The organism is Cupriavidus taiwanensis, assembly GCF_900250115.1.
Classification (GTDB): domain Bacteria; phylum Pseudomonadota; class Gammaproteobacteria; order Burkholderiales; family Burkholderiaceae; genus Cupriavidus; species Cupriavidus taiwanensis_B.
Window position 1 is genome coordinate 2,123,266 of sequence record NZ_LT984803.1, and the last position, 21,322, is coordinate 2,144,587.

The 21,322-nt window shown below is 67.2% G+C and carries 14 protein-coding genes, 6 tRNA genes and 1 pseudogene; 5 read left to right on the top strand and 16 right to left on the bottom strand.

Annotation, left to right across the window (positions count from 1 at the left end; genetic code table 11):
* The first annotated feature begins 103 nt into the window (after positions 1-103).
* The 3 genes from CBM2586_RS09985 to CBM2586_RS09995 all read left to right on the top strand — a co-directional run bounded on the left by CBM2586_RS09985 (position 104) and on the right by CBM2586_RS09995 (position 3,882).
* Positions 104-364: a type B 50S ribosomal protein L31 gene (locus tag CBM2586_RS09985; protein WP_115661782.1), complete on the top strand. Its 261-nt coding sequence runs from the start codon at positions 104-106 to the stop codon at positions 362-364.
* A gap of 251 nt (positions 365-615) precedes the next feature.
* On the top strand, positions 616-2,403 hold the full coding sequence (locus CBM2586_RS09990; RefSeq protein WP_115661781.1) for an ArnT family glycosyltransferase: 1,788 nt from the start codon (positions 616-618) through the stop codon (positions 2,401-2,403).
* 126 nt (positions 2,404-2,529) lie between these two features.
* Complete coding sequence (locus tag CBM2586_RS09995; RefSeq protein ID WP_115687375.1) at positions 2,530-3,882, top strand: MATE family efflux transporter; 1,353 nt, start codon at positions 2,530-2,532, stop codon at positions 3,880-3,882.
* 227 nt (positions 3,883-4,109) lie between these two features.
* On the opposite strand, the gene CBM2586_RS10000 is transcribed toward CBM2586_RS09995, so the two are convergent.
* The 7 genes from CBM2586_RS10000 to gltX form a co-directional block, all read right to left on the bottom strand.
* Positions 4,110-4,186 (bottom strand) — tRNA-Asp (locus CBM2586_RS10000).
* Positions 4,187-4,255: 69 nt separating this feature from the next.
* A tRNA-Glu gene (locus CBM2586_RS10005) sits at positions 4,256-4,331 on the bottom strand.
* A 107-nt stretch (positions 4,332-4,438) separates the two neighbouring features.
* Positions 4,439-4,514 (bottom strand) — tRNA-Ala (locus CBM2586_RS10010).
* Between the two features lie 198 nt (positions 4,515-4,712).
* Positions 4,713-4,789: transfer RNA gene (locus CBM2586_RS10015), tRNA-Asp, on the bottom strand.
* A 69-nt stretch (positions 4,790-4,858) separates the two neighbouring features.
* Positions 4,859-4,934: transfer RNA gene (locus tag CBM2586_RS10020), tRNA-Glu, on the bottom strand.
* Between the two features lie 66 nt (positions 4,935-5,000).
* A tRNA-Ala gene (locus tag CBM2586_RS10025) sits at positions 5,001-5,076 on the bottom strand.
* A 284-nt stretch (positions 5,077-5,360) separates the two neighbouring features.
* The gene (gene gltX, locus CBM2586_RS10030) at positions 5,361-6,761 is read right to left on the bottom strand and encodes a glutamate--tRNA ligase (RefSeq protein WP_115661779.1); all 1,401 of its coding nucleotides are present in this window, start codon (positions 6,759-6,761) and stop codon (positions 5,361-5,363) included.
* Positions 6,762-7,025: 264 nt separating this feature from the next.
* Here gltX and CBM2586_RS10035 point away from each other — a divergent pair, with 264 nt between their 5' ends.
* Positions 7,026-7,946 (top strand): patatin-like phospholipase family protein, encoded by a 921-nt coding sequence (locus CBM2586_RS10035; protein ID WP_115687377.1) that lies wholly within the window; start codon positions 7,026-7,028, stop codon positions 7,944-7,946.
* A 73-nt stretch (positions 7,947-8,019) separates the two neighbouring features.
* Here the strand turns inward: CBM2586_RS10035 and CBM2586_RS10040 are convergent, their stop codons facing one another.
* From CBM2586_RS10040 to CBM2586_RS10060, 5 genes are all read right to left on the bottom strand, one after another.
* Positions 8,020-8,700 carry a C40 family peptidase gene (locus CBM2586_RS10040; RefSeq protein ID WP_115687379.1) on the bottom strand — a complete coding sequence of 227 codons (681 nt, stop codon included), beginning with the start codon at positions 8,698-8,700 and terminating at the stop codon, positions 8,020-8,022.
* Positions 8,701-9,119: 419 nt separating this feature from the next.
* Positions 9,120-10,781 (bottom strand): ABC transporter ATP-binding protein, encoded by a 1,662-nt coding sequence (locus tag CBM2586_RS10045; RefSeq protein ID WP_373424200.1) that lies wholly within the window; start codon positions 10,779-10,781, stop codon positions 9,120-9,122.
* Entirely contained in the window at positions 10,778-11,914 is a 1,137-nt protein-coding gene (locus CBM2586_RS10050; RefSeq protein ID WP_115661776.1) for an ABC transporter permease, read from the bottom strand. The genes CBM2586_RS10045 and CBM2586_RS10050 overlap by 4 nt, the downstream gene beginning before the upstream one ends.
* The gene (locus CBM2586_RS10055) at positions 11,911-12,960 is read right to left on the bottom strand and encodes a microcin C ABC transporter permease YejB (protein ID WP_115661775.1); all 1,050 of its coding nucleotides are present in this window, start codon (positions 12,958-12,960) and stop codon (positions 11,911-11,913) included. The genes CBM2586_RS10050 and CBM2586_RS10055 overlap by 4 nt, the downstream gene beginning before the upstream one ends.
* 51 nt (positions 12,961-13,011) lie before the next feature.
* A complete protein-coding gene (locus CBM2586_RS10060) occupies positions 13,012-14,913 on the bottom strand; it encodes an extracellular solute-binding protein (protein ID WP_115661774.1) in 1,902 nt (633 codons plus the stop codon).
* A 209-nt stretch (positions 14,914-15,122) separates the two neighbouring features.
* Between CBM2586_RS10060 and fabI the strand changes: the two genes are divergently transcribed.
* The gene (gene fabI, locus CBM2586_RS10065; protein WP_115661773.1) at positions 15,123-15,911 is read left to right on the top strand and encodes an enoyl-ACP reductase FabI; all 789 of its coding nucleotides are present in this window, start codon (positions 15,123-15,125) and stop codon (positions 15,909-15,911) included.
* A 93-nt stretch (positions 15,912-16,004) separates the two neighbouring features.
* Here fabI and CBM2586_RS10070 read toward each other — a convergent pair whose 3' ends face one another.
* From CBM2586_RS10070 to CBM2586_RS10085, 4 genes and pseudogenes are all read right to left on the bottom strand, one after another.
* The gene (locus tag CBM2586_RS10070; RefSeq protein WP_115661772.1) at positions 16,005-17,246 is read right to left on the bottom strand and encodes an MFS transporter; all 1,242 of its coding nucleotides are present in this window, start codon (positions 17,244-17,246) and stop codon (positions 16,005-16,007) included.
* 331 nt (positions 17,247-17,577) lie between these two features.
* Positions 17,578-18,626: pseudogene (locus CBM2586_RS10075) on the bottom strand (DUF2955 domain-containing protein).
* On the bottom strand, positions 18,616-19,761 hold the full coding sequence (locus tag CBM2586_RS10080) for an HlyD family secretion protein (RefSeq protein ID WP_115687381.1): 1,146 nt from the start codon (positions 19,759-19,761) through the stop codon (positions 18,616-18,618). The pseudogene CBM2586_RS10075 and the gene CBM2586_RS10080 overlap by 11 nt, the downstream one beginning before the upstream one ends.
* Positions 19,758-21,311: an efflux transporter outer membrane subunit gene (locus CBM2586_RS10085; RefSeq protein WP_115687383.1), complete on the bottom strand. Its 1,554-nt coding sequence runs from the start codon at positions 21,309-21,311 to the stop codon at positions 19,758-19,760. Before CBM2586_RS10085 ends, CBM2586_RS10080 begins: the two co-directional genes overlap by 4 nt.
* Positions 21,312-21,322: the final 11 nt, after the last annotated feature.

Here is a 21,322-nt window from a genome sequence, read left to right on the forward strand (position 1 = left end):
CCCGTAACCGGCAAGTGGTTCGTTCGTGGCCGCGCCATGTATTCTCCCTGGCGGAGAACTGCGGATCGCAACGGACTGGCTACCCAACCAGAAAGGACTCATCATGAAAGAAGGCATTCACCCGAATTACCGCGAAGTCGTGTTCCAGGACATGTCCAGCGACTTCAGCTTCATCACCCGCTCGACCATCCAGACCAGGGACACGATCGTGAAGGACGGCAAGGAATACCCGCTGGCCAAGATCGAAGTCTCGTCGGAATCGCACCCGTTCTACACCGGCACCCAGAAGATCATGGATACCGCCGGCCGCGTGGAAAAGTTCCGCCAGAAGTTCGGCAACAAACTGGGCAAGGCTGCAAAGTAATCGCTTTCAGCGACCCCGCTTCACGCATGCCGAGGACAGTTCCGGGCGTGCGCGAACCAGCAAAGAGGCAGCATCGGCTGCCTCTTTGCATTTGTGCCGGAGCGCCTTGGCCGGCGCTGCCCGCACCCTCCGCCATTCGGATTTACCCCCACATTCCGTGAGGCTTCCACGCCATGCCACGGCCACGCGGCCGCCGCATGCGCGATACTGTGGCCTTCGCGCCATGGGGCCACGGCCCGACCTGAGCATCGATGCGTCAAGCCAACACCTCACCCGTCCAGTTGACCGCAGCCGCCACCGGCGCCCTGCCGCGCGCGCTGCTGCTGGCGATCTGCATCATCTACGGCCTGGTCGGCCTGTTCGGGCGCGACCCGTGGAAGAACGAGGATGCCGCGGGCTTCGGCGTGATGTGGCAGCTCGCCACCGGCAGCACCCACGACTGGCTGATGCCGAACATCGTCGGCCGCCCGTACAGCGAGGACGGCCCGCTGGTGTTCTGGATCGGCGCGCTGATGATCCGCGGATTTGGCGGCTGGCTGGGTGCGACCGACGCGGCGCGGCTGGCGACCGCGCTGTTCTTCTTCGCCACCTGCGCCTGCATCTGGTACACCACCTACCTGCTGGGCCGGCGCGATGAAGTCCAGCCCTTTGCCTATGCCTTCGGCGGCCAGCCCAATGCGCGCGACTACGGCCGCACGCTGGCCGACGGCGCGCTGCTGATCTTCCTCGCTTGCGTGGGCCTGGCCATGCGCGGGCATGAAACCACGCCACAGGTCGGCCAGGTCGCGTTCATCGCGCTGGCGCTGTACGGCATGGTGCGCAGCCTCGACAAGCCCACCCAGGGCAGCCTGATCTATGGCGCCGCGCTGGGCGGCCTGACGCTGGCGAGCGGGCCGCTGCTGGCGCTGGCGCTGCTGCTTGGCACGACGGTCTGCGCGCTGGTGTGCAAGCCGCTGCCATGGCAGCGGCTTGCACTCGTCGCCCTTCCGCTGGCGCTGTTGATCGTGGCGGCATGGCTGGCGGCTGCCTACTTCGGCGCGGCCGACCGCAACGAGGCCGTGACCTTTATCCGCGAATGGTCGCGCTATGACCGCCGCAGCTACGGCTCGCCCAATATGGCGACGTTCGGCTTCAACATGCGCAACCTGTTCCTGTACACCTGGCCGGTATGGCCGATCGCGGGCTGGGCCTGGATCGCCTGGACCGGCATGCGCCGCGCGCCCCATGTCGCGGCGCCGCTGGCGCTGCTGCTGCCGGTGCTGATTTTGCTGTTCCTGCAGCGCAGTGCCGGCGACGTGCAGTTCATCCTGCTGCTGCCGCCGATGGCCGTGCTGGCCGCCTTTGCCCTGCCGACGCTGGCGCGCGGCGTGATCAACGCCATCGACTGGTTCGCGCTGTTGTTCTTCACCATCTTCGGCGGCACGGTCTGGTTCATGTGGATCGCCAAGACCACCGGCTGGCCGCCGCGCATCGCGCGCAATGTGTTCCGCCAGCTGCCGGGCTACCAGCATGAATTCACCATTGCCGCGGTGGTGTTCGCGCTGGCGGCGACGCTGGCATGGGTGCTGATCGTGCGCTGGCGCCTGTCGCGCGCGCCCAAGCAGATCTGGCGCCCGGTGGTGATTTCAGCGGCCGGCACCACGCTGATGTGGGTGATGGCGATGACGCTGTGGCTGCCGTCGATCAACTACGGCAAGACCTATCGCGACGTGGCCCAGGCGGCGTCGATGGCGCTGCCGCCGGCTTACCAGTGCGTGCAGCCAATCCGCATGGGCGATGCGCAGCTGGCGTCGTTCGCCTACTTCGGCCACATCCGCTTCGGCGGGCCCAACGACGGCTGCGACGTGCTGCTGCGCCACGATTCGGTCGACTACGGCGAGCCGGGCAATATCTCGCACTTCGAGTGGCGGCTGATCTGGGAAGGCCGGCGCCCGGCCGACCGCGACGAACGCTTCCGCATGTACCGCCTGGTCGATACCGCACGCGCCGTCCACCCGCGCCCCGACCTGCCGCGACGCCGCCTGCCGCGGCAGCCCTGAACCTTGCCTGCTGGCAGCCGCCACTAGCCGCACCCGATACACCGCAGCGCCTGACGCGCCCACGCACCATTCCGGCCGCAGGCGGCTGCGTGGCTGGACCTCCAGCCCGCCCCTGCCGAGCCCTGCATGACACTGTTCCAAGACCTTCGCCGCATTGCCGCCCTGGCCGCGCCCGTGCTGGCCGGGCAACTCGCCGTGATCGCCTTCGGCGTGATCGATACCGTGATGGCCGGTCGCGCGTCCGCCACCGACCTCGCCGCCGTGGGGCTGGGCGGATCGATCTACGTCACCATCTATATCAGCCTGATGGGCGTGCTGCAGGCACTGTCACCCATCGCCGGCCAGCTCTATGGCGCCGGCCGCCTCGAGGCCATCGGCGCGGAGGTGCGGCAGGCCGCCTGGCTGGGCGCGGCGCTGGCGTTGCCGGGCGTGCTGCTGCTGGCGTTTCCGGGACCGCTGCTGGCCTTCGCCAAGGCGCCGCCGGAGCTGGTCGAGAAGGCTACCGCCTACCTGCATTTCGGCGCCTTCGGCTTGCCGGCGGCACTGGCCTTTCGCATCTACTCGGCGCTGAACAATGCGCTGTCCCGGCCGATCATGGTGACGGTGCTGCAGGTCGCCGGGCTGGCGTTGAAGGTACCGCTCAATGCGTGGTTCATCCACGGCGGCCTGGGCGTGCCGGCGATGGGGGGGCCCGGCTGCGGCCTGGCCTCGACGCTGATCAGCTGGACCTGGTGCATCGCCGGGCTGCTGATCCTGCGCCATGGCAGCGCCTATCGTGCGCTGCGCATCTTCGACACCTGGAGCTGGCCCGCCGCCGCGCCGCTGCGTGCCCTGTTGCGCCTCGGCGTGCCGATGGGGCTGACGTACCTGATCGAGATCACATCGTTCACGCTGATGTCGATCTTCATTACGCGCCTGGGCACGGTGACGCTCGCCGGCCACCAGATCATCGCCAACCTCGGGGCGGTGGCCTACATGCTGCCACTGTCGCTGGGCATTGCCACCTCGACCCTGGTGGCCCAGCAGCTCGGCGCGCGCGACCGCGCCGGCGCCAGCCGCCTGGCCTGGCGCGGCATCCGCATGGCGGTGGTGCTCGCCATGCTGACCGGCGCGCTGCTGTGGCTGCTGCGCAAGCCCGTGCTGGACGCCTATGCCAGCGACCCCGCGGTAGTTGCCGCGGCGCTGCCGCTGGTGCTGTTCGTGGCGTTCTACCAGGCCTTCGACGCGGTGCAGGTGATGACGGCCTTTATCCTGCGCGCATACAAGATCGCGTTGATCCCGACCCTGATCTACGCCGGCTCGCTCTGGGGCATCGGCCTGGGCGGCGGCTACGTGCTGGGCTTTGGCCTGATCGACGGCATGCCGGCCTTCACGCGCGGCGCGAGCGGCTTCTGGCTGGCCAACAGCGTCAGCCTGGCCATCGCGGGCGTGTTGCTGGTGCGGTATTTCAGCCGGATCAGCAGGAATCCGGGAAATTGATCAGTACGGGCCCGCCACAATGACGGCGCTCAGTTCGACGAGCGAAAAAGAAAAAGCCCGCTTGCGCGGGCTTTTCAAAGTTGGCGGAGTGGACGGGACTCGCCTACGTGCCGCAGGCCGCTGCTGCGCCTGCAGGCGCAGCCCTTCTCGTCCCGCCGCGAGCCGCGCAGGCGGCTCGCTCCACTCCGTAGAAAAGAAAAAGCCCGCTTGCGCGGGCTTTTCAAAGTTGGCGGAGTGGACGGGACTCGAACCCGCGACCCCCGGCGTGACAGGCCGGTATTCTAACCGACTGAACTACCACTCCTTAGTCGGCTGCCACCTCAGGCTACTGCCTGAGACGACATGCTGGGCGTCTGATTACGCCCGGCTGTTTTGGCGTCCCCTAGGGGATTCGAACCCCTGTACTCACCGTGAAAGGGTGATGTCCTAGGCCTCTAGACGAAGGGGACAGAAACTTGTTCTTCAACGCGTTTTCTGTCTTGCGCTGGAAAGTCCGCCATTATAGCAGGCTTTTTCGCGCTTGGGAAGCTTCTTTTTTCAGACGCTTCCCAGATTCTGGTGGAGCTAAGCGGGATCGAACCGCTGACCTCTTGCATGCCATGCAAGCGCTCTCCCAGCTGAGCTATAGCCCCGTATCCGGTAATCTGGACGGTTACTGCTGGATTCTTCCGCCGCCGCCGCCGCTTGCGCAGCGTTTGCAGCGAAGACAGGATTATATAGCAATTTTCGCAACGAATGCAACATATTTTATTGCATTTACCGCGATTCCCAACATAATCCCTCACCCAAAGAAAAACCCGCATGGTGTTAAAACCATGCGGGTTTAGTTTTGGCGGAGTGGACGGGACTCGAACCCGCGACCCCCGGCGTGACAGGCCGGTATTCTAACCGACTGAACTACCACTCCTTAGTCGGCTGCCACCTCAGGCTACTGCCTGAGACGACATGCTGGACGTCTGATTACGCCCGGCTGTTTTGGCGTCCCCTAGGGGATTCGAACCCCTGTACTCACCGTGAAAGGGTGATGTCCTAGGCCTCTAGACGAAGGGGACAGAAACTTGTCTTTCAACACGTTCCGTCTTGCATCAACCGATACTGCCTGGCTGACGCCTGAATCTTGGTGGAGCTAAGCGGGATCGAACCGCTGACCTCTTGCATGCCATGCAAGCGCTCTCCCAGCTGAGCTATAGCCCCATGGTACTTCTGTTTACCGCCACTTGCTTCGCTTTCGCTTGAATTAACTACCGTTTCAAGCGAAGCCAAGATTATATATCAATCATTAATCTTTGCAAGTTCCCGTTTCAGCTTTTTTCGCCTGCTCTGAGCTTCAATAATCCGCTCAGAGAAAACGAGAATCCTTGCGGATCCGCCGGCCCGCTTGGCCGTTGCCGCGCTGCAGGGAGAACGAGATTATGCGCAAGTCCTGGCCGAAGCGCAAGCCCCGGCGCGGACTTTTTTTGCGCCCTTTCAGCCAGCGCTCAGCCTGCCGCGGCCAGGCGGCGCAGCACCGTGTCGCGGCCGAACAGTTCCAGTACCGCGTCGATGCTCGGCGTCTGCAGCTGCCCCGCCACCAGCAGCCGCACCGGCATGGCCAGCTTGGGCATCTTCAGGCCGAACTCGGCCAGCACGGCCTTGAAGGTGGCGCTGATCTCTGCGCGGGTCCACGCCGGCAGCGCGGCCAGCCGGGTCGACAGCGCCGCCAGCGCCGGCTGGATCTCTGGGGTCAGGTGCTCCGCCTTGAGCCCGGCCTCGGCCTGCGGCTCGCCGCGATAGAAAAGCAGCGCGGCCTGCGCCACTTCCTTCAGCGTGTTGGCGCGGTCCTTCACCAGCGCGATCACGCCGACCAGATCCGCCCCCTCCACCTTGCCGCCCAGCGCCTCGATAAAGGGCTGCGTCAGCGTGGCCAGGCGCTGGTTGTCACCAGCCTTGATGTAGTGGTTGTTGAGCCAGGCCAGCTTCTCGGGGTTGTACTGGGCGGGCGACTTGCCCAGGTGCTCCAGGTCGAACCACTCGACGAACTGCTCGCGCGAGAAGATCTCGGCATCGCCGTGGGCCCAGCCCAGCCGTGCCAGGTAGTTCAGCACCGCTTCCGGCAGGTAGCCCTCGTCGCGGTATCCGGTCACGCTCATCGCGCCATGGCGCTTGCTCATTTTCTCGCCCTGCTCGTTGAGCACGGTCGGCAGGTGGGCGTAGACCGGGGGCGTGCCGCCCAGCGCGCGGATGATGTTGATCTGGCGCGGCGTGTTGTTGACGTGATCGTCGCCGCGGATCACGTGCGTGATCCGCATGTCGAGATCGTCCACCACCACGCAGAAGTTGTAGGTGGGCGTGCCGTCGGGGCGCGCGATCACCAGGTCGTCGAGTTCGTCGTTGGCAATCTCGATGCGGCCCTTGACCGCGTCGTCCCACACCACGCTGCCGCCGATGGGGTTCTTGAAGCGGATCACCGGGTCCACGCCCGCCGGCGGTTCGGGCAGCACCTTGCCCGGCTCCGGCCGCCAGAAGCCGTTGTAGCGAGGCTTCTCGCCGCGCTCGCGCTGGGCTTCGCGCAGCGCGTCCAGTTCTGCCGTGCTCATGTAGCAGCGGTAGGCCAGCCCGGCCTCGACCATCTGCGCCACCACCTCGCGATAGCGGTCCATGCGCTGCATCTGGTAGAACGGCCCTTCGTCGATATCCAGTTCCAGCCAGGCCATGCTTTCGAGGATCACGTCGACCGCCTCTTGCGACGAGCGCTCGACGTCGGTGTCCTCGATGCGCAGGATGAAGTCGCCCTGCATGCGGCGGGCGAAGGCCCAGGGATAGAGCGCGGAGCGGATGTTGCCGAGATGGATGAAGCCGGTCGGGCTCGGCGCAAAGCGGGTGCGGACGCGTTGAGTCATGGTCAGGGGAAAACAAGAAAGCCCGCGCGACGCGGCGCGCAGGCTGGTGTATGTGCGGGCCCTGCATTATACCAACGCGTATTGCCGGGCCTCGCCCCCCCTCGCCCGCCCCGCAGCGCGCACCGGCGCCGCGCGGAATCATTTATGCTTGCGCCGGTCTGAGGTGTGGCCGGCAGCCAGGCCAGCGATGCGAACGTGGATGCAGAAGCACCCGCCGCGCATTTGCTGCCCCTGCCCCCCCCTTTGTTACCGATTCCCCGCTGCATGCAACGACGTCATTTTCTCGGCATTCCCGCCGCCGCCCTGCTGGCGGGCTGCGCCTTCGGCCCGCGCTCGGCGCCGCCGGTCGCGGCCACGCCACCCGCCCCGCGGCCCGTCAAGATCGGCCTGGCACTGGGCGGCGGCGCGGCGCGCGGCTTTGCCCATATCGGCGTGATCAAGGCGCTCGAGGCCCAGGGCATCCGTGCCGACCTGGTTACCGGCACCAGCGCCGGCGCGGTGGTGGCGGCGCTGTACGCCAGCGGGCTCGACGGCTTCCAGCTGAACAAGCTGGCGCTCACCATGGACGAGGCCGCCATCGCCGACTGGGCGCTGCCGTTTGGCACCCGCTTCGGCGGCTGGCTCAAGGGCGAGGCGCTGCAGAACTACGTCAACCGGCTGGTGCAGAACCGCCCCATCGAAGCCATGAAGCTGCCGCTGGGCATCGTCGCCACCGACCTGAAGAGCGGCGACAAGATCCTGTTCCGGCGCGGCAACACGGGCCAGGCCGTGCGCGCTTCCAGCAGTGTCCCGGGCGTATTCCAGCCGGTCTCGATCCAGGGTCATGACTATGTCGATGGCGGCCTGGTCGAGCCGGTGCCGGTGGATTCCGCGCGCAGCATGGGCGCCGACTTTGTCATTGCGGTCAATATCTCGGCCGAGCCGTCGGCGCAACAGCACGCCGGCCAGAGCGGCGTGCTGCTGCAGACCACCGCGATCATGGGCCAGTCGATCAACAAGATGGCGCTGGCGCGCGCCGACGTAGTGATCCGGCCCGAGCTGCCCGACATGGGCGGCAGCGACTTCAACGCGCGCAACCGCGCCGTGCTGGCGGGCGAGCAGGCGACCGCGGCGGTCATGGCAACGCTGCGCCAGCGGCTGGAACAGGCGCGGCTGGCTCCGCCCGGCAAGGTCGCCGCGCAGTAGCCGCCGCCGCAGCCTCGGAAAACAAAAAAGGACTGCCGCAGCAGTCCTTTTTTGTTTAACGCGTCGCCAACCGTCAGCCGCCGTACAGGGACGCGCGCGCCGCCTTGGGATCGTAGCGCTTGAGCGTCTCGACCATGTCGCCCAGGCCCTCGGCACTGCGCTCCTTGCCTTCGTCGATGCGGCGGGCGCCGTTGTAGCGGGTCACCCAATAGGCCGCGCGCATGTCGTCGACCCGGATCTTGCTGCCGGTGGACGGCGCATGCACGAACTTGTTGTCGCCGATATAGATGCCCACATGCGAGAAGGTCTGGCGCATGGTGTTGAAGAACACCAGGTCGCCGGGACGCAGGTCGCTGGTGGCCACGGTGGTGCCGACGCGGCTGATTTCGACGGAGCGGCGCGGCAGCATGAAGCCGAAGGTGTCATGGAACACGTAGCGGACGAAGCCGCTGCAGTCCAGGCCGGATTCGGGGGTGTTGCCGCCGAAGCGGTAACGCACGCCGATCAGGCCCAGCGCATTCATGACCAGGTCGCCAGCCTTGCTGGCGACGTTGCTGGTGGAATTCACCACCGACGACAGCAAGCCACGCTTGCCTTCCGGATGCGCATCCACGGCCTGGGCCGCGGATTCGATACGGGTGTCGGCATCCTTGAATACCGTATCCGCCAGCACTCCATTCGACACAGTCGCACCGCAGGCAAGGGCAAATCCGACGGCGACGCGCGCCAGGAAATGAAGCACCGATCGCTGCATTGGTTCTCCTGTTGATCGTTCCAAAGCAAGCCCCGGCACAAGGTCCGGGGCGGCTGGGTATTGGATGGATGTCGCGCGAGCGATTCAGTGACGTCGCGCGATCATCGTGTGAACCAGGGGCGAATCTTATGCAACCCGCCGACGCAATCTCCGCGCCAGGCCTTGGTGTCGGCTGCCGCACCGCAAGCGTGCGCGGCAGGCGCGAATGCGCCGGACGGACCACCCCCAAAACTAGTTCTGGCGGGATGGTAAAGGGTTGTCATTCCCATGTCAAAGTTCGTTACAAATTCGGCGGATTTGGCTTCCGAATCAACGATATAGACCATTTTTCGCATCTTCTTTATCGGAATGATCCCATGGTTCGGTGCTAGCCGGGCAGGCAGGAATGTCGCCGCGCCCCAACAGCAAGCCGTGCCGCATCAGGCGGCACCGAGCTGCGCCGCCGCCATCAGCTTGCGCGTATAGGGATGCTGTGGTGCGTCGAGCACCACTTCGGTATCGCCCGTCTCGACCACCTCGCCCGCCTTCATCACGATGACCCGGTGCGCCATGGCGCGGATCACCGCCAGGTCATGGCTGATAAACAGGTAGCTGAGGTTGTACTTGTGCTGCAGCTGGGACAGCAGCGCCAGCACCTGCTGCTGGATCGACACGTCGAGTGCCGAGGTGGGCTCGTCCAGCACCAGTATCTGCGGCTTGAGGATCAGCACGCGCGCAATGGCGATGCGCTGGCGCTGCCCGCCCGAGAACTCGTGCGGATAGCGGCCGAGTGCGGTACGGTCGAGGCCGACCTCGCGCAGCGCCTCGATCACGCGCTGGCGCGTGGCCTCGCGCGACAGTCCGGGCTGGTGCAGCGCCAGGCCTTCGCCGACGATCTGCTCGATGGTCATGCGCGGCGCCAGCGAGCCGAACGGGTCCTGGAACACCACCTGCATGCGCGCGCGCAGCTTGCGGCGGTCGTCGCGGGTGGCGCTGTCGAAGCTGCGGCCGAGGAAATGGATGGTGCCCGCGCTCTTGCGCTGCAGCGCCAGCACGGTATGCGCGAGCGTGGTCTTGCCCGAGCCGGACTCGCCGACGATGCCCAGGGTCTCGCCCTCGCGCAGCTGGAAGTCGACATCCTTGACAGCCGCGAACTGGTCCTTGCCGAACCACCCGGCCAGGCCACGGCGCTTGCGCGCATAGCTGACGCCGAGCTTGTTTGCCTCGAGCAGCACCGGCGCCAGCGGCACCAGCGGCAGCACCTCGCGCCGCGGGCGGCTGTCGATCAGCTTGCGGGTATAAGGGTGCTGGGGTGCGGCAAACACGCTGGCGGTCTCGCCGGTCTCCACCAGCACGCCCTTCTCCATCACGCCGACCCGTTGCGCGAAGGCGCGCACCAGGTTGAGGTCGTGGGTGATCAGCATCACCGCCATGCCGAACTCGGCCTGCAGGTCGCGCAGCAGGTCGAGGATCTGGGCGCGGATGGTGACGTCCAGCGCCGTGGTCGGCTCATCGGCCAGCAGCAGCTTGGGCCGGCACGCCAGCGCCATGGCGATCATGGCGCGCTGGCGCTGGCCGCCCGAAAGCTGGTGCGGGAAGCTGTCGAAGCGGTGCGCGGCATCGCTGATGCCGGTGCGCTCCAGCAGCGCGATGGCGCGCTCGCGCGCGGCGCGGCGGTCCAGGCCCTCGTGCAGGGCCAGGGTCTCGACGATCTGGTTGCCGATGGTGTACAGCGGGTTCAGCGCGGTCATCGGCTCCTGGAAGATCATCGCGATCTCGGCGCCGCGGATCGCGCGCATCTCGCGGTCGGAGACCTCCAGCAGGTTCTTGCCCTCGAAACGGATCGCGCCATCGTAGTAGGCGTCTTCCACCAGCCGCAGCATGGCCAGCGCGGTCACGGTCTTGCCCGAGCCCGACTCGCCCACCAGCGCATAGCGCTCGCCGGCGCGCAGGTCGAAGCTGACTTCGCGCACGGCACGGGTGGCATGCTCGCCGTGGCCGAAGGTGACCGACAGCTTGTCGACGCACATCAGCGTGGATCCCGGCGCGGGCATCGGTGCCGGCTCCACGTCCGGCAAGGTCATCGGCGACACCGCGGTCATGGCGTGGCCTCCGGTGCCGCGCCGGTGGGCGCGCCCGCGGGGACCTTGGGCTCGACCCGGCCGCGCAGCGCGGCCAGGCCCAGCCGGGTATCGAAGGCATCGCGCAGCGCGTCGCCCATGAAGGTCAGCAGCAGCAGCGTCACCACCAGCACCGCGAAGGTCGACAGCGAGATCCACCACGCATCGAGGTTGGCCTTGCCCTGCGCCAGCAGCTCGCCCAGGCTGGGCGTGGTGGGCGGCACGCCCAGGCCGAGGAAGTCCAGGCTGGTCAGCGCCAGGATCGCGGCGCTCATGCGGAACGGCAGGAAGGTGATCACCGGGGTCAGGCTGTTGGGCAGGATATGGCGCCACATGATCTGCACGTTGGACAGGCCCAGCGCGCGCGCGGCCTTGACGTAGTCGAGCGAGCGATTGCGGTAGAACTCGGCGCGCACGTAGTCGGACAAGCCCATCCAGCCGAACAGCGACAGCAGGATGATCAGCAGCGCCAGGCTGGGCTCGAAAATCGAGGCGAAGATGATCAGCAGGTACAGCTCGGGCATCGAGCTCCAGATCTCGATGGCGCGTTGCGAGAACAGGTCGAAGCGCCCGCCGAAGAATCCCATCAGCGCCCCGGTCAGCGTGCCGACCAGCACGCCGATCACGGTCAGCGCCAGCGCGAACAGCACCGAGACGCGAAAGCCATACAGCAGCCGCGCCAGCACGTCGCGGCCGCGGTCATCGGTGCCGAGCCAGTTCTCGGCCGAGGGCGGCGCCGGATTGGGTTCCTTGGCGAAGTAGTTGAGCGAGTCGTACGAATACCGGTTCAGCGGGAACACCGCGAAATTGCCATTGGTGGTGATGCGGTCGCGGATATACGGGTCCAGGTAATCGGCGGGCGTGGCGAAATCGCCATCGAAGGTGGTTTCGGGATAGACCTTGACGATGGGGAAATACCATTCGCCCTTGTAGTGCACCACCAGCGGCCGGTTGCTGGACAGCAGCTCGGCGCCCAGGCTGAGCACGAAGATGAAGACGAAGATCACCAGGCTCCAGTACCCGCGCCGGTTGCGGCGAAAGCGCTGCCAGGCACGCTGGCGCGGCGAAGGCGAATGCGGCAGGCCGTTGGGCGCCGCGTGCGAGAACGATTTCATCGGTGCAAGCCCTCGAAATGGATGCGCGGGTCCACCAGCACGTAGCAGACGTCGGAGATCAGGCGCGTGACCAGCCCGATCAGCGTGAACAGGTAGAGCGTGCCCAGCACCACCGGATAGTCGCGCCGCAGCACCGCTTCATACGAAAGCAGGCCCAGCCCGTCGAGCGAGAACAGCGTCTCGATCAGCAGCGAGCCGGTGAAGAAGGCGCCGATGAATGCCGCCGGGAAGCCGGTCACCAGCGGGATCAGGGCGTTGCGGAACACATGCTTCCACAGCACGCGGCGCTCGCCCAGGCCTTTGGCGCGCGCGGTCAGCACGTACTGCTTGCGGATTTCCTCGAGGAAGGCGTTCTTGGTCAGCATGGTCACGACCGCAAAGCTGCCCACCACCGACGCCGTGATCGGCAGCACCAGGTGCCACAGGTAGTCCATCACCTTGCCCATCAGCGACAGCTGCTCCCAGTTGTCGGAGGTCAGCCCGCGCAGCGGGAACCACTGCACGAAGGTGCCGCCGCCGAACACCACCAGCAGCAGCACGCCCAGCACGAAGCCGGGAATGGCATAGCCCACCAGCACGATGACGCTGGTCACCACGTCGAAGCGGCTGCCCGCCCGGATCGCCTTGGAGATGCCGAGCGGCACCGATATCAGGTAGGTCAGGAAGAAGGTCCACAAGCCGAGGCTGACCGATACCGGCAGCTTGGACTTGACCAGCTCCCACACGCTGCGGTGCTGGAAATAGCTCTCTCCCAGGTCGAACTGGGCAAAGCGCTTGAGCATCAGGAAGTAGCGCTCCAGCGGCGGCTTGTCGAAGCCGTAGAGGGCCTGGATTTCCTTGATCTTGTCGGGGTCGACGCCGCGCCGCCCGCGGTACTCGGCGCCACCGCCGCTGGCTTCGCCAGCGCCGCCGCGCCCTTTCAGCTCCATCATCATCTGTTCGACCGGACCGCCCGGCACGAACTGGATCACGACGAAGGTCAGCGTGATGACCCCGACCAGCGTCGGGATCATCAGCAAGATGCGTTTGAGCAGATAGGCAAGCATGGGGGCCGTCTCTTTCCTTGTCCGCGCTGAACCCGCCAGCGCCTGGGCGCCTCAGCGGGCTTGCGCCTGCACGTCGGTGCGCCACCAGTGGCTGAGGATCCAGCCTTCCGCCGTGTAGAAATACGGCAGCCGCTCCGGATACGCCAGCGTCTTGCGGTAGGCGACCCGGTGCGACGCGCTGTACCAGTTCGGCACGATGTAATAGCCATGCATCAGCACCCGGTCCAGCGCGCGGCCGGCCGTGACCAGCTCGGCGCGGGTATCGGCGCGCAGCACGTTGTCGACCAGCTTGTCGACCACCGGCGACTTCAGTCCGAACAGGTTGTCCGAGCCCGGCGTGCCGGCGGCCTCGCTGGAAAAGCGGTCGCGCAGTTCATTGCCGGGGCTTTGCGAATCGGGGAAGCGGATCGAAACCATGTCGAAGTCGAAGTCTTCGAGCCGCTTCTGGTACAGCGCGAAATCCGTGGTGCGCTGGTGCACCTGGATGCCGAGCTTCTCCAGGTTGCGCACGTAGGTAGTGATCACGCGGCTCATGGCGCCGCCGTCGTCGAGGAACTCGAACACCAGCGGCTCGCCCTTGGCGTTGCGCAACGCGCCGTCGGTATAGGTCCAGCCGGCCTGTGCCAGCAAACGCCGCGCCAGGCGCAGGTTGTCGCGCAGCGAGCGCGGCGGCGCGGTGCTGGGCTGGACCACGTCGGGGCCGAACACCTCGGGCGGCAGCTGCGCGCGCAGCGGTTCGAGCAGCAGCAGTTCGCCGGGACCGGGACGGCCGTCGAAGGTGGCGCTGGCCGACAGTTCGCTGTTGGAAAACCAGCTGTCCAGGCGCTTGTAGGCGCCGTAGAACAGCTGCCGGTTGAGCCATTCGAAATCGAGCGCGAGGATCAGCGCCTGGCGCACGCGCACGTCCTGGAACACCGGCTTGCGCAGGTTCATGACATAGCCCTGCATGCCGGCGCCGTTGCGGTGCGGGAACTCGGTCTTGAGCAGTTCGCCGTTGCGAAAGCGCGTGCCCTGGTAGCTCTTGGACCAGTTCTTGGCCTTGTATTCGACGATCGCGTCGAACTCGCCGGCCTTGAAGGCCTCGAGCCGGGCGGTCTCGTCCTTGTACAGGCGGTAGACCACGCGCGCGAAATTGAAGGTGCCGCGCCGCACCGCGAGATCCTTGCCCCAGTACTTCGGGTCGCGCTGGAAGATGATGCCGCGGCCGGCGTCGAAGCGCTCGATCAGGTAGGGGCCGCTGGCCACCGGCGCCTCGAAGGTGAGCTTCTCGAACGGGACCTTGGCGGTCCACTTGCGCGAGAACACCGGCAGCGAGCCGACGATTAGCGGCAGCTCGCGGTTGCGCTGCTTGAAATCGAAGCGCACGGTGCGCTCGCCGGTCACGACCACCGCCTTCACGTCGGTGCACATGCTGCGATAGCCTGGGCTCGAGGCCTTGCTCATCAGCATGTCATAGGAATACTTGACGTCCGAGGCCAGCACCGGATCGCCATTGGAAAAGCGCGCCTGCGGGCGGATCGTGAAGGTGACCGACAACTCGTCCGGCGCCACCGTGACGTCCTCGGCCAGCAGGCCGTAGGCACTGGCGCTTTCGTCGGCGCTGCTGATCAGCAGCGACTCGAACATCAGCGCGTTCAGTCCGGGCGCCGAGGTGCCCTTCAGCGTGAACGGATTGAACTTGTCGAAACTGGTGCGCCGGTCAGGATTGGCGAGCGTCAGCGTGCCGCCGACCGGCGCGTTGGGATTGGCGTATTCGAAGTGCGAGAAATTCGGCTGGTACTTGAGGTCACCGTGCAGCGCAAAGCCATGGGCCGCCCATGCCGGATCAGAAAAGAGCGAGACCCCCGCCGCCAGCGACAGCGCCAGCTTCATTGCCGCCCAACCACGCAGTACTGCATCCCGCCGGAAGCACTGCCATGCCGCCTGAAGCGGCCAACGTGCTTGAATAGGCATCCTGTTGGATTCCTCCACTGTCACCTGTGGGGCCCGGCGTTCTGCGGCCGGGCCAAGTATGAGACAATTTTACATGCGTCCGGGGTGGCCCCAGCCATCCGGACATTCCCTCTGCGCGGCGCAATAAAAGGGCCGCAAGACAGCCCGGCACCCGCACGGCCGCACGGCGGACGCACGAAGCGTGCCTGATACACCACCTTGGAGAATTTATGGGATTTCTGGCAGGTAAGCGGATCCTGATCACCGGCTTGCTTTCGAACCGCTCGATCGCCTATGGCATTGCCTCGGCGTGCAAGCGCGAAGGCGCCGAACTGGCCTTCACCTACGTCGGCGAACGGTTCAAGGACCGGATCAGCGACTTTGCCAAGGAATTCGGCAGCGACCTGATTTTCGAATGCGACGTCGGCAGCGACGAGCAGATTGCCGCCACCTTCGCCGCATTGGGCCAGCGTTGGGAAAAGTTCGACGGCCTGGTGCACTCGATCGGCTTCGCGCCGCGTGAAGCGATTGCCGGCGATTTCCTCGACGGCCTGTCGCGAGAAGGCTTCCGCATCGCCCACGACATTTCCGCGTACAGCTTCCCGGCGCTGGCCAAGGCCGCCCTGCCGCTGCTGTCGGACCAGGCCTCGCTGCTGACGCTGACTTACCTGGGCGCCGAGCGCGTGGTCCCCAACTACAACACCATGGGCCTGGCCAAGGCCTCGCTCGAGGCCAGCGTGCGCTACCTGGCCGCATCGGTCGGCCCGCGCGGCATCCGTGCCAACGGCATCTCGGCCGGCCCGATCAAGACCCTGGCTGCTTCCGGCATCAAGGGTTTCGGCAAGCTGCTCGGCCACTTCGAGGAAGCCGCGCCGCTGCGCCGCAATGTCACCATCGAAGAGGTCGGCAACGTCGCCGCCTTCCTGCTGTCGGACCTGGCCAGCGGCGTGACGGGCGAGATCACCTACGTCGACGGTGGCTTCAACGTGGTCGGCGCCAGCGTCGCGGACGCGGAGTAAATCCGGCGCCGGCAACGCGCGCAATAAAAAAGGGGGTGCCGCGATGGCACCCCCTTTTTGCTTCGGGATTCCGACCAGGCGCGCGCCAGGGTGCTACGCCGCGGCGGGGACGCGCCGCTCCATGCTCAGCATCGACCAGGCGTAGATCACCAGCCCGCCAAGCGCCAGCAGCAGGCCGACCCAGCCGGTCGATTCCCAGCCCAGGCCGGCGGCGATGGTGAGCCCGCCCAGCCACGCGCCCAGCGCATTGGCCAGGTTGAAAGCCGAATGGTTGAGCGCCGCGGCCAGGGTCTGGGCATCGCCGGCCACGTCCATCAGCCGGATCTGCAGCGCCGGGCCCAGCGCCACGGCGGTGCCGACCAGCAGCACATTGAACGCCGCGAGCCAGGCATGCGGCGCGGTAAAGGTAAAGGCGCCCAGCACCAGCGCGGTCCACACCAGCACCCCGCCCACCGTGGGCATCAGGGCCTTGTCGGCCAGCCTGGCGCCGGCCAGGTTGCCCGCCACCATGCCGATGCCGAACAGCGCCAGCACCACCGGGATGCCGGCCGCAGGCATACGCGCCAGCTCCAGCATGGTGGGCTTGATATAGCTGAACACCGAGAACATGCCGCCAAACCCGATCGCGCCGATACCCAGCGTCAGCCAGACCTGCTTGCGCCCGAGCGCGGACAACTCGCGCAGCGGGCTGGCACGCCGGTCGGCCGGCACGAACGGGACCCAGCGCCATGCCAGCAGCGCCGTCAGCGCGCCGAGCGCGCCCACGATCACGAAGGCAGAACGCCAGCCCAGCCAGGTGCCGACCGCCGCGGCGATCGGCACGCCGACCAGCGTCGCGGTGGTCAGGCCCAGCATCACCAGCCCCACCGCCTGCGCGCGACGCGCGCGCGGCACCAGGCTGGCCGCGACCAGCGCCGCGACGCCGAAGTACGTGCCATGCGGAAAGCCCGTGAGCAGGCGCGCCACCATCATCGTCAGATACGATGGCGCCAGCGCGCTGGCGATATTGCCAGCGGCAAACACTGCCATCAGTGCGATCAGCAGGTTGCGCCGCGGCCAGCGCGCACCGAGTACCGCCAGCAGCGGCGCGCCGACGACCACGCCGAGCGCATAGGCGCTGATCAGGTGGCCGGCTTGCGGGATCGAGATGCCGAGGTCGGTCGCGGCATCGGGCAGCAGGCCCATGATGACGAACTCGCCGGTGCCGATGGCGAAGCTGCCGACACCGAGCGCCAGCAGCGGCAGCCGGCCGGCCGTGCCGGAATCGCGTGAAGGCAGGGAAGCGTCGGCGCCGCGGTCTGGAGCCGCGGCGGATTGTGCATGTGGGGCGGCCATGTACAGGATTGCAGGAAGTTCAACGAAATGCCGCCCGCTGACGGGCGAGGTAGTGTCCTCGCCTCTGATCGATCCAGCGTGCTCCTGTGCGGCGCGCAGGCATTATTGTGCGGCAAAAACGGGAATCCTGCCGGCGCCGCACCCGCGTCCCGGCACCCTGGCCAGGACCGCGACGCGCCCGCGCCCGGCGCGGCATCCTTGCGCCAGGGCTGGGCGTCCTCGCCCAGGCTGGCCAGGTTGAACCGGATCAGGTCCAGCACCGCCGCGGTCATCACGGAACCGGACATCACGGGAAGGCCGCCCACCAGGTTGCGCAGCCTGATCGCCCCCTTCAGCCGGAGAGCTGCCGTGCGCCGCGCGGCTGATCGAGCCATGCGACCATCAGCCAGGCATACAGCGTGACGCCGACAAACAGGCCCATGCGCACGGCAAAGGCGGTATAGACGTCCTTGCCGGCGGCGCTGTCCTGTACGGACTGGCTCAGCAGGATGATCAGCGTCACGAGGGTATTGACCCAGAAGCCGGGCGGGTACCGCGACGGAACGAGGCCATACAGCTTGCGCGCCGCCAGCAGGCCGAACAGCAGCATCCACAGGAAGAACATCCACAAATGCACGAACAGGCTGAGCGCGCCCCAGAACAGGATTGCCAGCACACCGCCAAGCAGGGTCGAGCCCAGCAGTTCCCGCCCCGCGCCGCGCGCCGAGGTGGTGCAGGTTTGGCGGCCCAGCGTGGCCGCCTTCATGATGATCGGCAGGTACGCCGCCGGATCGTTCAGGGCCAGCAGGAACGCCGGCATGACCACCAGCGCGGCGCGCAGCGCGATGCGGGCGGCCTGGTCTTCCGGCAGGGCCCGGGGTGGGGCGCGGCGACCGCGCCAGCGGGCTCCGGAAACAGCCAGTGGCCAAGCCCGAGCGCGACCAGGGCGACCAGCAGCCCCTTGACCAGCGCTTCGATCACCGTGACCGCCAGGCCGAAATCAAAAGTGCCCGCCGCCGAGATCATGGTCACGCCCACCACCAGGAATGTCGACACCAGGCCGTTGCCGCCGCGCAATCCGTAGCGAAAGGCCAGGAACAGGCACAGGGCCACCAGCAGTACGCCACTGGCGGGGTAATAGCGCAGCAGCGGAATCAGCAGCAGGCCGGTACCGGTGGTCAGCATCACCACCAGCGCCAGGCCCAGCCCGGCCTTGGGCGACATCGGGCGGTTGAGGCTGGCCAGCAGGAACACGCCGAGCACCGGCGCGACCATGGGGACCGGCAGGCCCAGTCCAAAGCTGGCCGCCAGGCACAGCGCGGTACCGCTGGCCAGGCGCAGGCAACGCCGGCCACGTGGATCGCGCGCGGGCAACGGCGGCGCCTGGCCGTCAGTAGACATAGGAAAGCCAGCTCATCAGGTACAGGAACACCCGCCCAAGCGGATTGAGCGGATTGCCCTCGGTGGGAAACGCCATGACTTCGGCCTGCCCGCCCACGCGAATGCCGCGAACCGCCGCAAGTTCCTCCCGATCGATCTCGACAATGACCGGGAAGCGTTGCGCCGGCCGCAGCCAGTCACGGCTGTTCTGCACCGTCGGCAGGCTGCCCGGCGGCGTGCCCGGCCCCACGTTGACACCATAGCCGACGCTGCGCACGCGGCCATCGAAGACCCGGCCCGGCAAGGCATCCAGCACGACGGCAACCGGCGTGCCGGGCTCGACGCGGCCCAGGTTGTTCTCGGTCATTTCGGCGCTGACCCACACATCGTGGATCGCGATCAGCGTCATCACCGGATTGCCGGCTGCGGCGAACTGGCCGACGTCGGTGCGCAGGTCGGTGACCAGCCCGGCGGTGCGCGCCCGCACCTGCGTATTGGCCAGGTCCAGCTCGGCCTTTTCCAGCGCCGTGGCGGCGCTGCGCAGCTTGGCGTTCTCGTCCTCGCTGCCGCCCTGCTGCTCGCGCGCCCGCTGCACCTCGGCCCGGGCGGCGGCGACCTGGCTGACGGCCTGCTCGAGGCTGGCCCGCGCCACCTCCAGGCGTCGCAGCGAAATGGTGCCCGGGTCTTCGCGGTACAGCCGCTCGAGGCGCTCGCTATCCTGCCGCGCCTTGACTTCGTTGGCACGGGCCGCGCGCAGCGAGGCCTGCGCCGATTCGATGCCCGCGGTGCTGGCGCCGACCTGCCGGCGCGTCGATTCCAGGTCAGCGCGGGCGCGATCCACCGCAATCTTGTAGTGCTGCGGATCGACCTCGAACAGCACCGTGCCAGCCGCGATGTCCTGATTGTTGCGCACATGCACCCTGGTCACGCGCCCGGACACCTCCGCGGCAACCGGCACCACGAAGGCCTGCACCCGCGCCTGCTGCGTGTAGGGGGTCAGGCGGTCGGCCAGCAGGTACCAGACCAGGCTGATCACGATCAGCAGCAGGACCCAGCGCACGCCCTTTCCCGACGCGTCGGCAGCGGGTGGCGGCGGCGCGGGCGCCGGAGCTTTCGGCACCGCGGGTGCTGGGGAAGGTTGCGGGAGGTCACTCATCGCGCTCGCTCAGGGTTACCGTTGACTGACAGGGAAGCCGGAGCCGGCGCGGGCTCGTCCAGCAGCGTCCCCCAGTCGGTGCGTTGCTGCATCTGCCGGCGGGTGGCCGGGTCCAGCAGCGGCGGCACGCTCGACCAGCCGCCGCCGAGCGCCTTGTACACGGCGATCAGGTCGCTGACGGCATTGCTCCGGTTGACCACGTAAGCATCCTGCTGGGCCGCCAGCGCACGCTGTGCATCGAGCACGCGCTGGAAGTCCGAATAGCCCTCGCGGTAAAGCGCGTTGGCCAGTGTCAGCGAACGCCGCGCGGCCAGCGCGCTGTCGCGCAGGATCTGCTCGCGCTCCAGCGCCTTGATCAGCGCGCTGGCGGCATCGTCGGCTTCGCGCGCCGCCTGCCGCACGGCATCCTGGTAGGCGACGATCAACTGCTGCAGCCTGGCGTCCTGCACGCGCACGGTGTTCCTGATGCGGCCATAGTCGAACACGTTCCAGCGCAGGCTGGGGCCGCCGACCAGCGCCAGACTGTTGGGCGTGCCCGCCAGCGTGCTGGCGGACCAGACAATGCTGCCCAGGAGCGTCACCGACGGATACAGATCAGCCTCGGCCACGCCGATCAGCGCCGACTGCGCGGCGATCTGCCACTCGGCGGCGCGGATATCCGGACGGCGCTGCAGCAGGCTGGCCGGCACGTCCTGCAGCACGGCGCGATCGATCAGCGGAATCACGCCTTCCTGGCCGGTCAGTTCCGGCAACTCCGGCAAGGGTCCCGGCGGGCGGCCGATCAGTACCGCCAGGGCATTGCGGGTGCGCGTGATCTGGCTTTCAAATTCCGGGATGGTGCTGAGGGTGCCCAGGTACTGGGTCTTGGCCTGTTGCAGGTCGAGCTCGTCGGTCTCGCCGCTCTTGAACAGGCGCTCGGTGATTTCGAGGCTGCGCCGCTGCAGCGCCGCGTTGTCGCGCGCGATGCGCAGGCGCGCCTCGGCCGTGCGCAAGGCAAAGTAGGTCTCCGCCACCTGGGCGCGCAGCAGCACCAGCACATCGTCGCGGTTGGCGCTGGCCGCAAAGTAGGCGGCATCGGCGGATTCGATGGCGCGGCTGAAGCGCCCCCAGAAATCCAGCTCCCAGCCGATGTCGAAGCCGGCGCTGTATTGCCAGAAGCGACTGTTCTGCGGGTTACGGCCACCGGCCTGCCGGCGTTCCGTGTACAGGACATCGGCACTGGCCTGCTGCAGCTGCGGGAAGCGCCCGCTCTGGGCAATACCCAGCTGGGCGCGCGCCTCCATCACGCGCAGGCCGGCGATCTTCAGGCCGGCATTGTGCGCATCGGCTTCGGCAATCAGCCGTTCGAGCGCGGGGTCGCCGAAGACCTGCCACCACTCGCGGATGTCGGGCAGCGTCCGCTGCACGGTGGCCTGCTCGAGCGCCGGCGTGCGCCACTGCTGCGTCCAGGACTCATGCTGCGACTTGAAGTCAGGCCCCAGGCGCGCGCAGCCGCCCACGCAGCAGACACCGGCCAGCAATGCGCGCAAAAGATGGCGCCAGCGCGGCATGGGGGCCGGAC

Bases quoted from the DNA above. Each gene is read 5' to 3' on its own strand.
- CBM2586_RS10040 (WP_115687379.1), bottom strand. From the start codon at position 8,700: ATGCAGCGATCGGTGCTTCATTTCCTGGCGCGCGTCGCCGTCGGATTT.
- CBM2586_RS09995 (WP_115687375.1), top strand. From the start codon at position 2,530: ATGACACTGTTCCAAGACCTTCGCCGCATTGCCGCCCTGGCCGCGCCC.
- CBM2586_RS10060 (WP_115661774.1), bottom strand. From the start codon at position 14,913: ATGCCTATTCAAGCACGTTGGCCGCTTCAGGCGGCATGGCAGTGCTTC.
- fabI (WP_115661773.1), top strand. From the start codon at position 15,123: ATGGGATTTCTGGCAGGTAAGCGGATCCTGATCACCGGCTTGCTTTCG.
- CBM2586_RS10085 (WP_115687383.1), bottom strand. From the start codon at position 21,311: ATGCCGCGCTGGCGCCATCTTTTGCGCGCATTGCTGGCCGGTGTCTGC.
- CBM2586_RS09990 (WP_115661781.1), top strand. From the start codon at position 616: ATGCGTCAAGCCAACACCTCACCCGTCCAGTTGACCGCAGCCGCCACC.
- CBM2586_RS10035 (WP_115687377.1), top strand. From the start codon at position 7,026: ATGCAACGACGTCATTTTCTCGGCATTCCCGCCGCCGCCCTGCTGGCG.
- CBM2586_RS10070 (WP_115661772.1), bottom strand. From the start codon at position 17,246: ATGGCCGCCCCACATGCACAATCCGCCGCGGCTCCAGACCGCGGCGCC.
- CBM2586_RS10045 (WP_373424200.1), bottom strand. From the start codon at position 10,781: ATGACCGCGGTGTCGCCGATGACCTTGCCGGACGTGGAGCCGGCACCG.
- CBM2586_RS10050 (WP_115661776.1), bottom strand. From the start codon at position 11,914: ATGAAATCGTTCTCGCACGCGGCGCCCAACGGCCTGCCGCATTCGCCT.
- CBM2586_RS09985 (WP_115661782.1), top strand. From the start codon at position 104: ATGAAAGAAGGCATTCACCCGAATTACCGCGAAGTCGTGTTCCAGGAC.
- CBM2586_RS10055 (WP_115661775.1), bottom strand. From the start codon at position 12,960: ATGCTTGCCTATCTGCTCAAACGCATCTTGCTGATGATCCCGACGCTG.
- gltX (WP_115661779.1), bottom strand. From the start codon at position 6,761: ATGACTCAACGCGTCCGCACCCGCTTTGCGCCGAGCCCGACCGGCTTC.
- CBM2586_RS10080 (WP_115687381.1), bottom strand. From the start codon at position 19,761: ATGAGTGACCTCCCGCAACCTTCCCCAGCACCCGCGGTGCCGAAAGCT.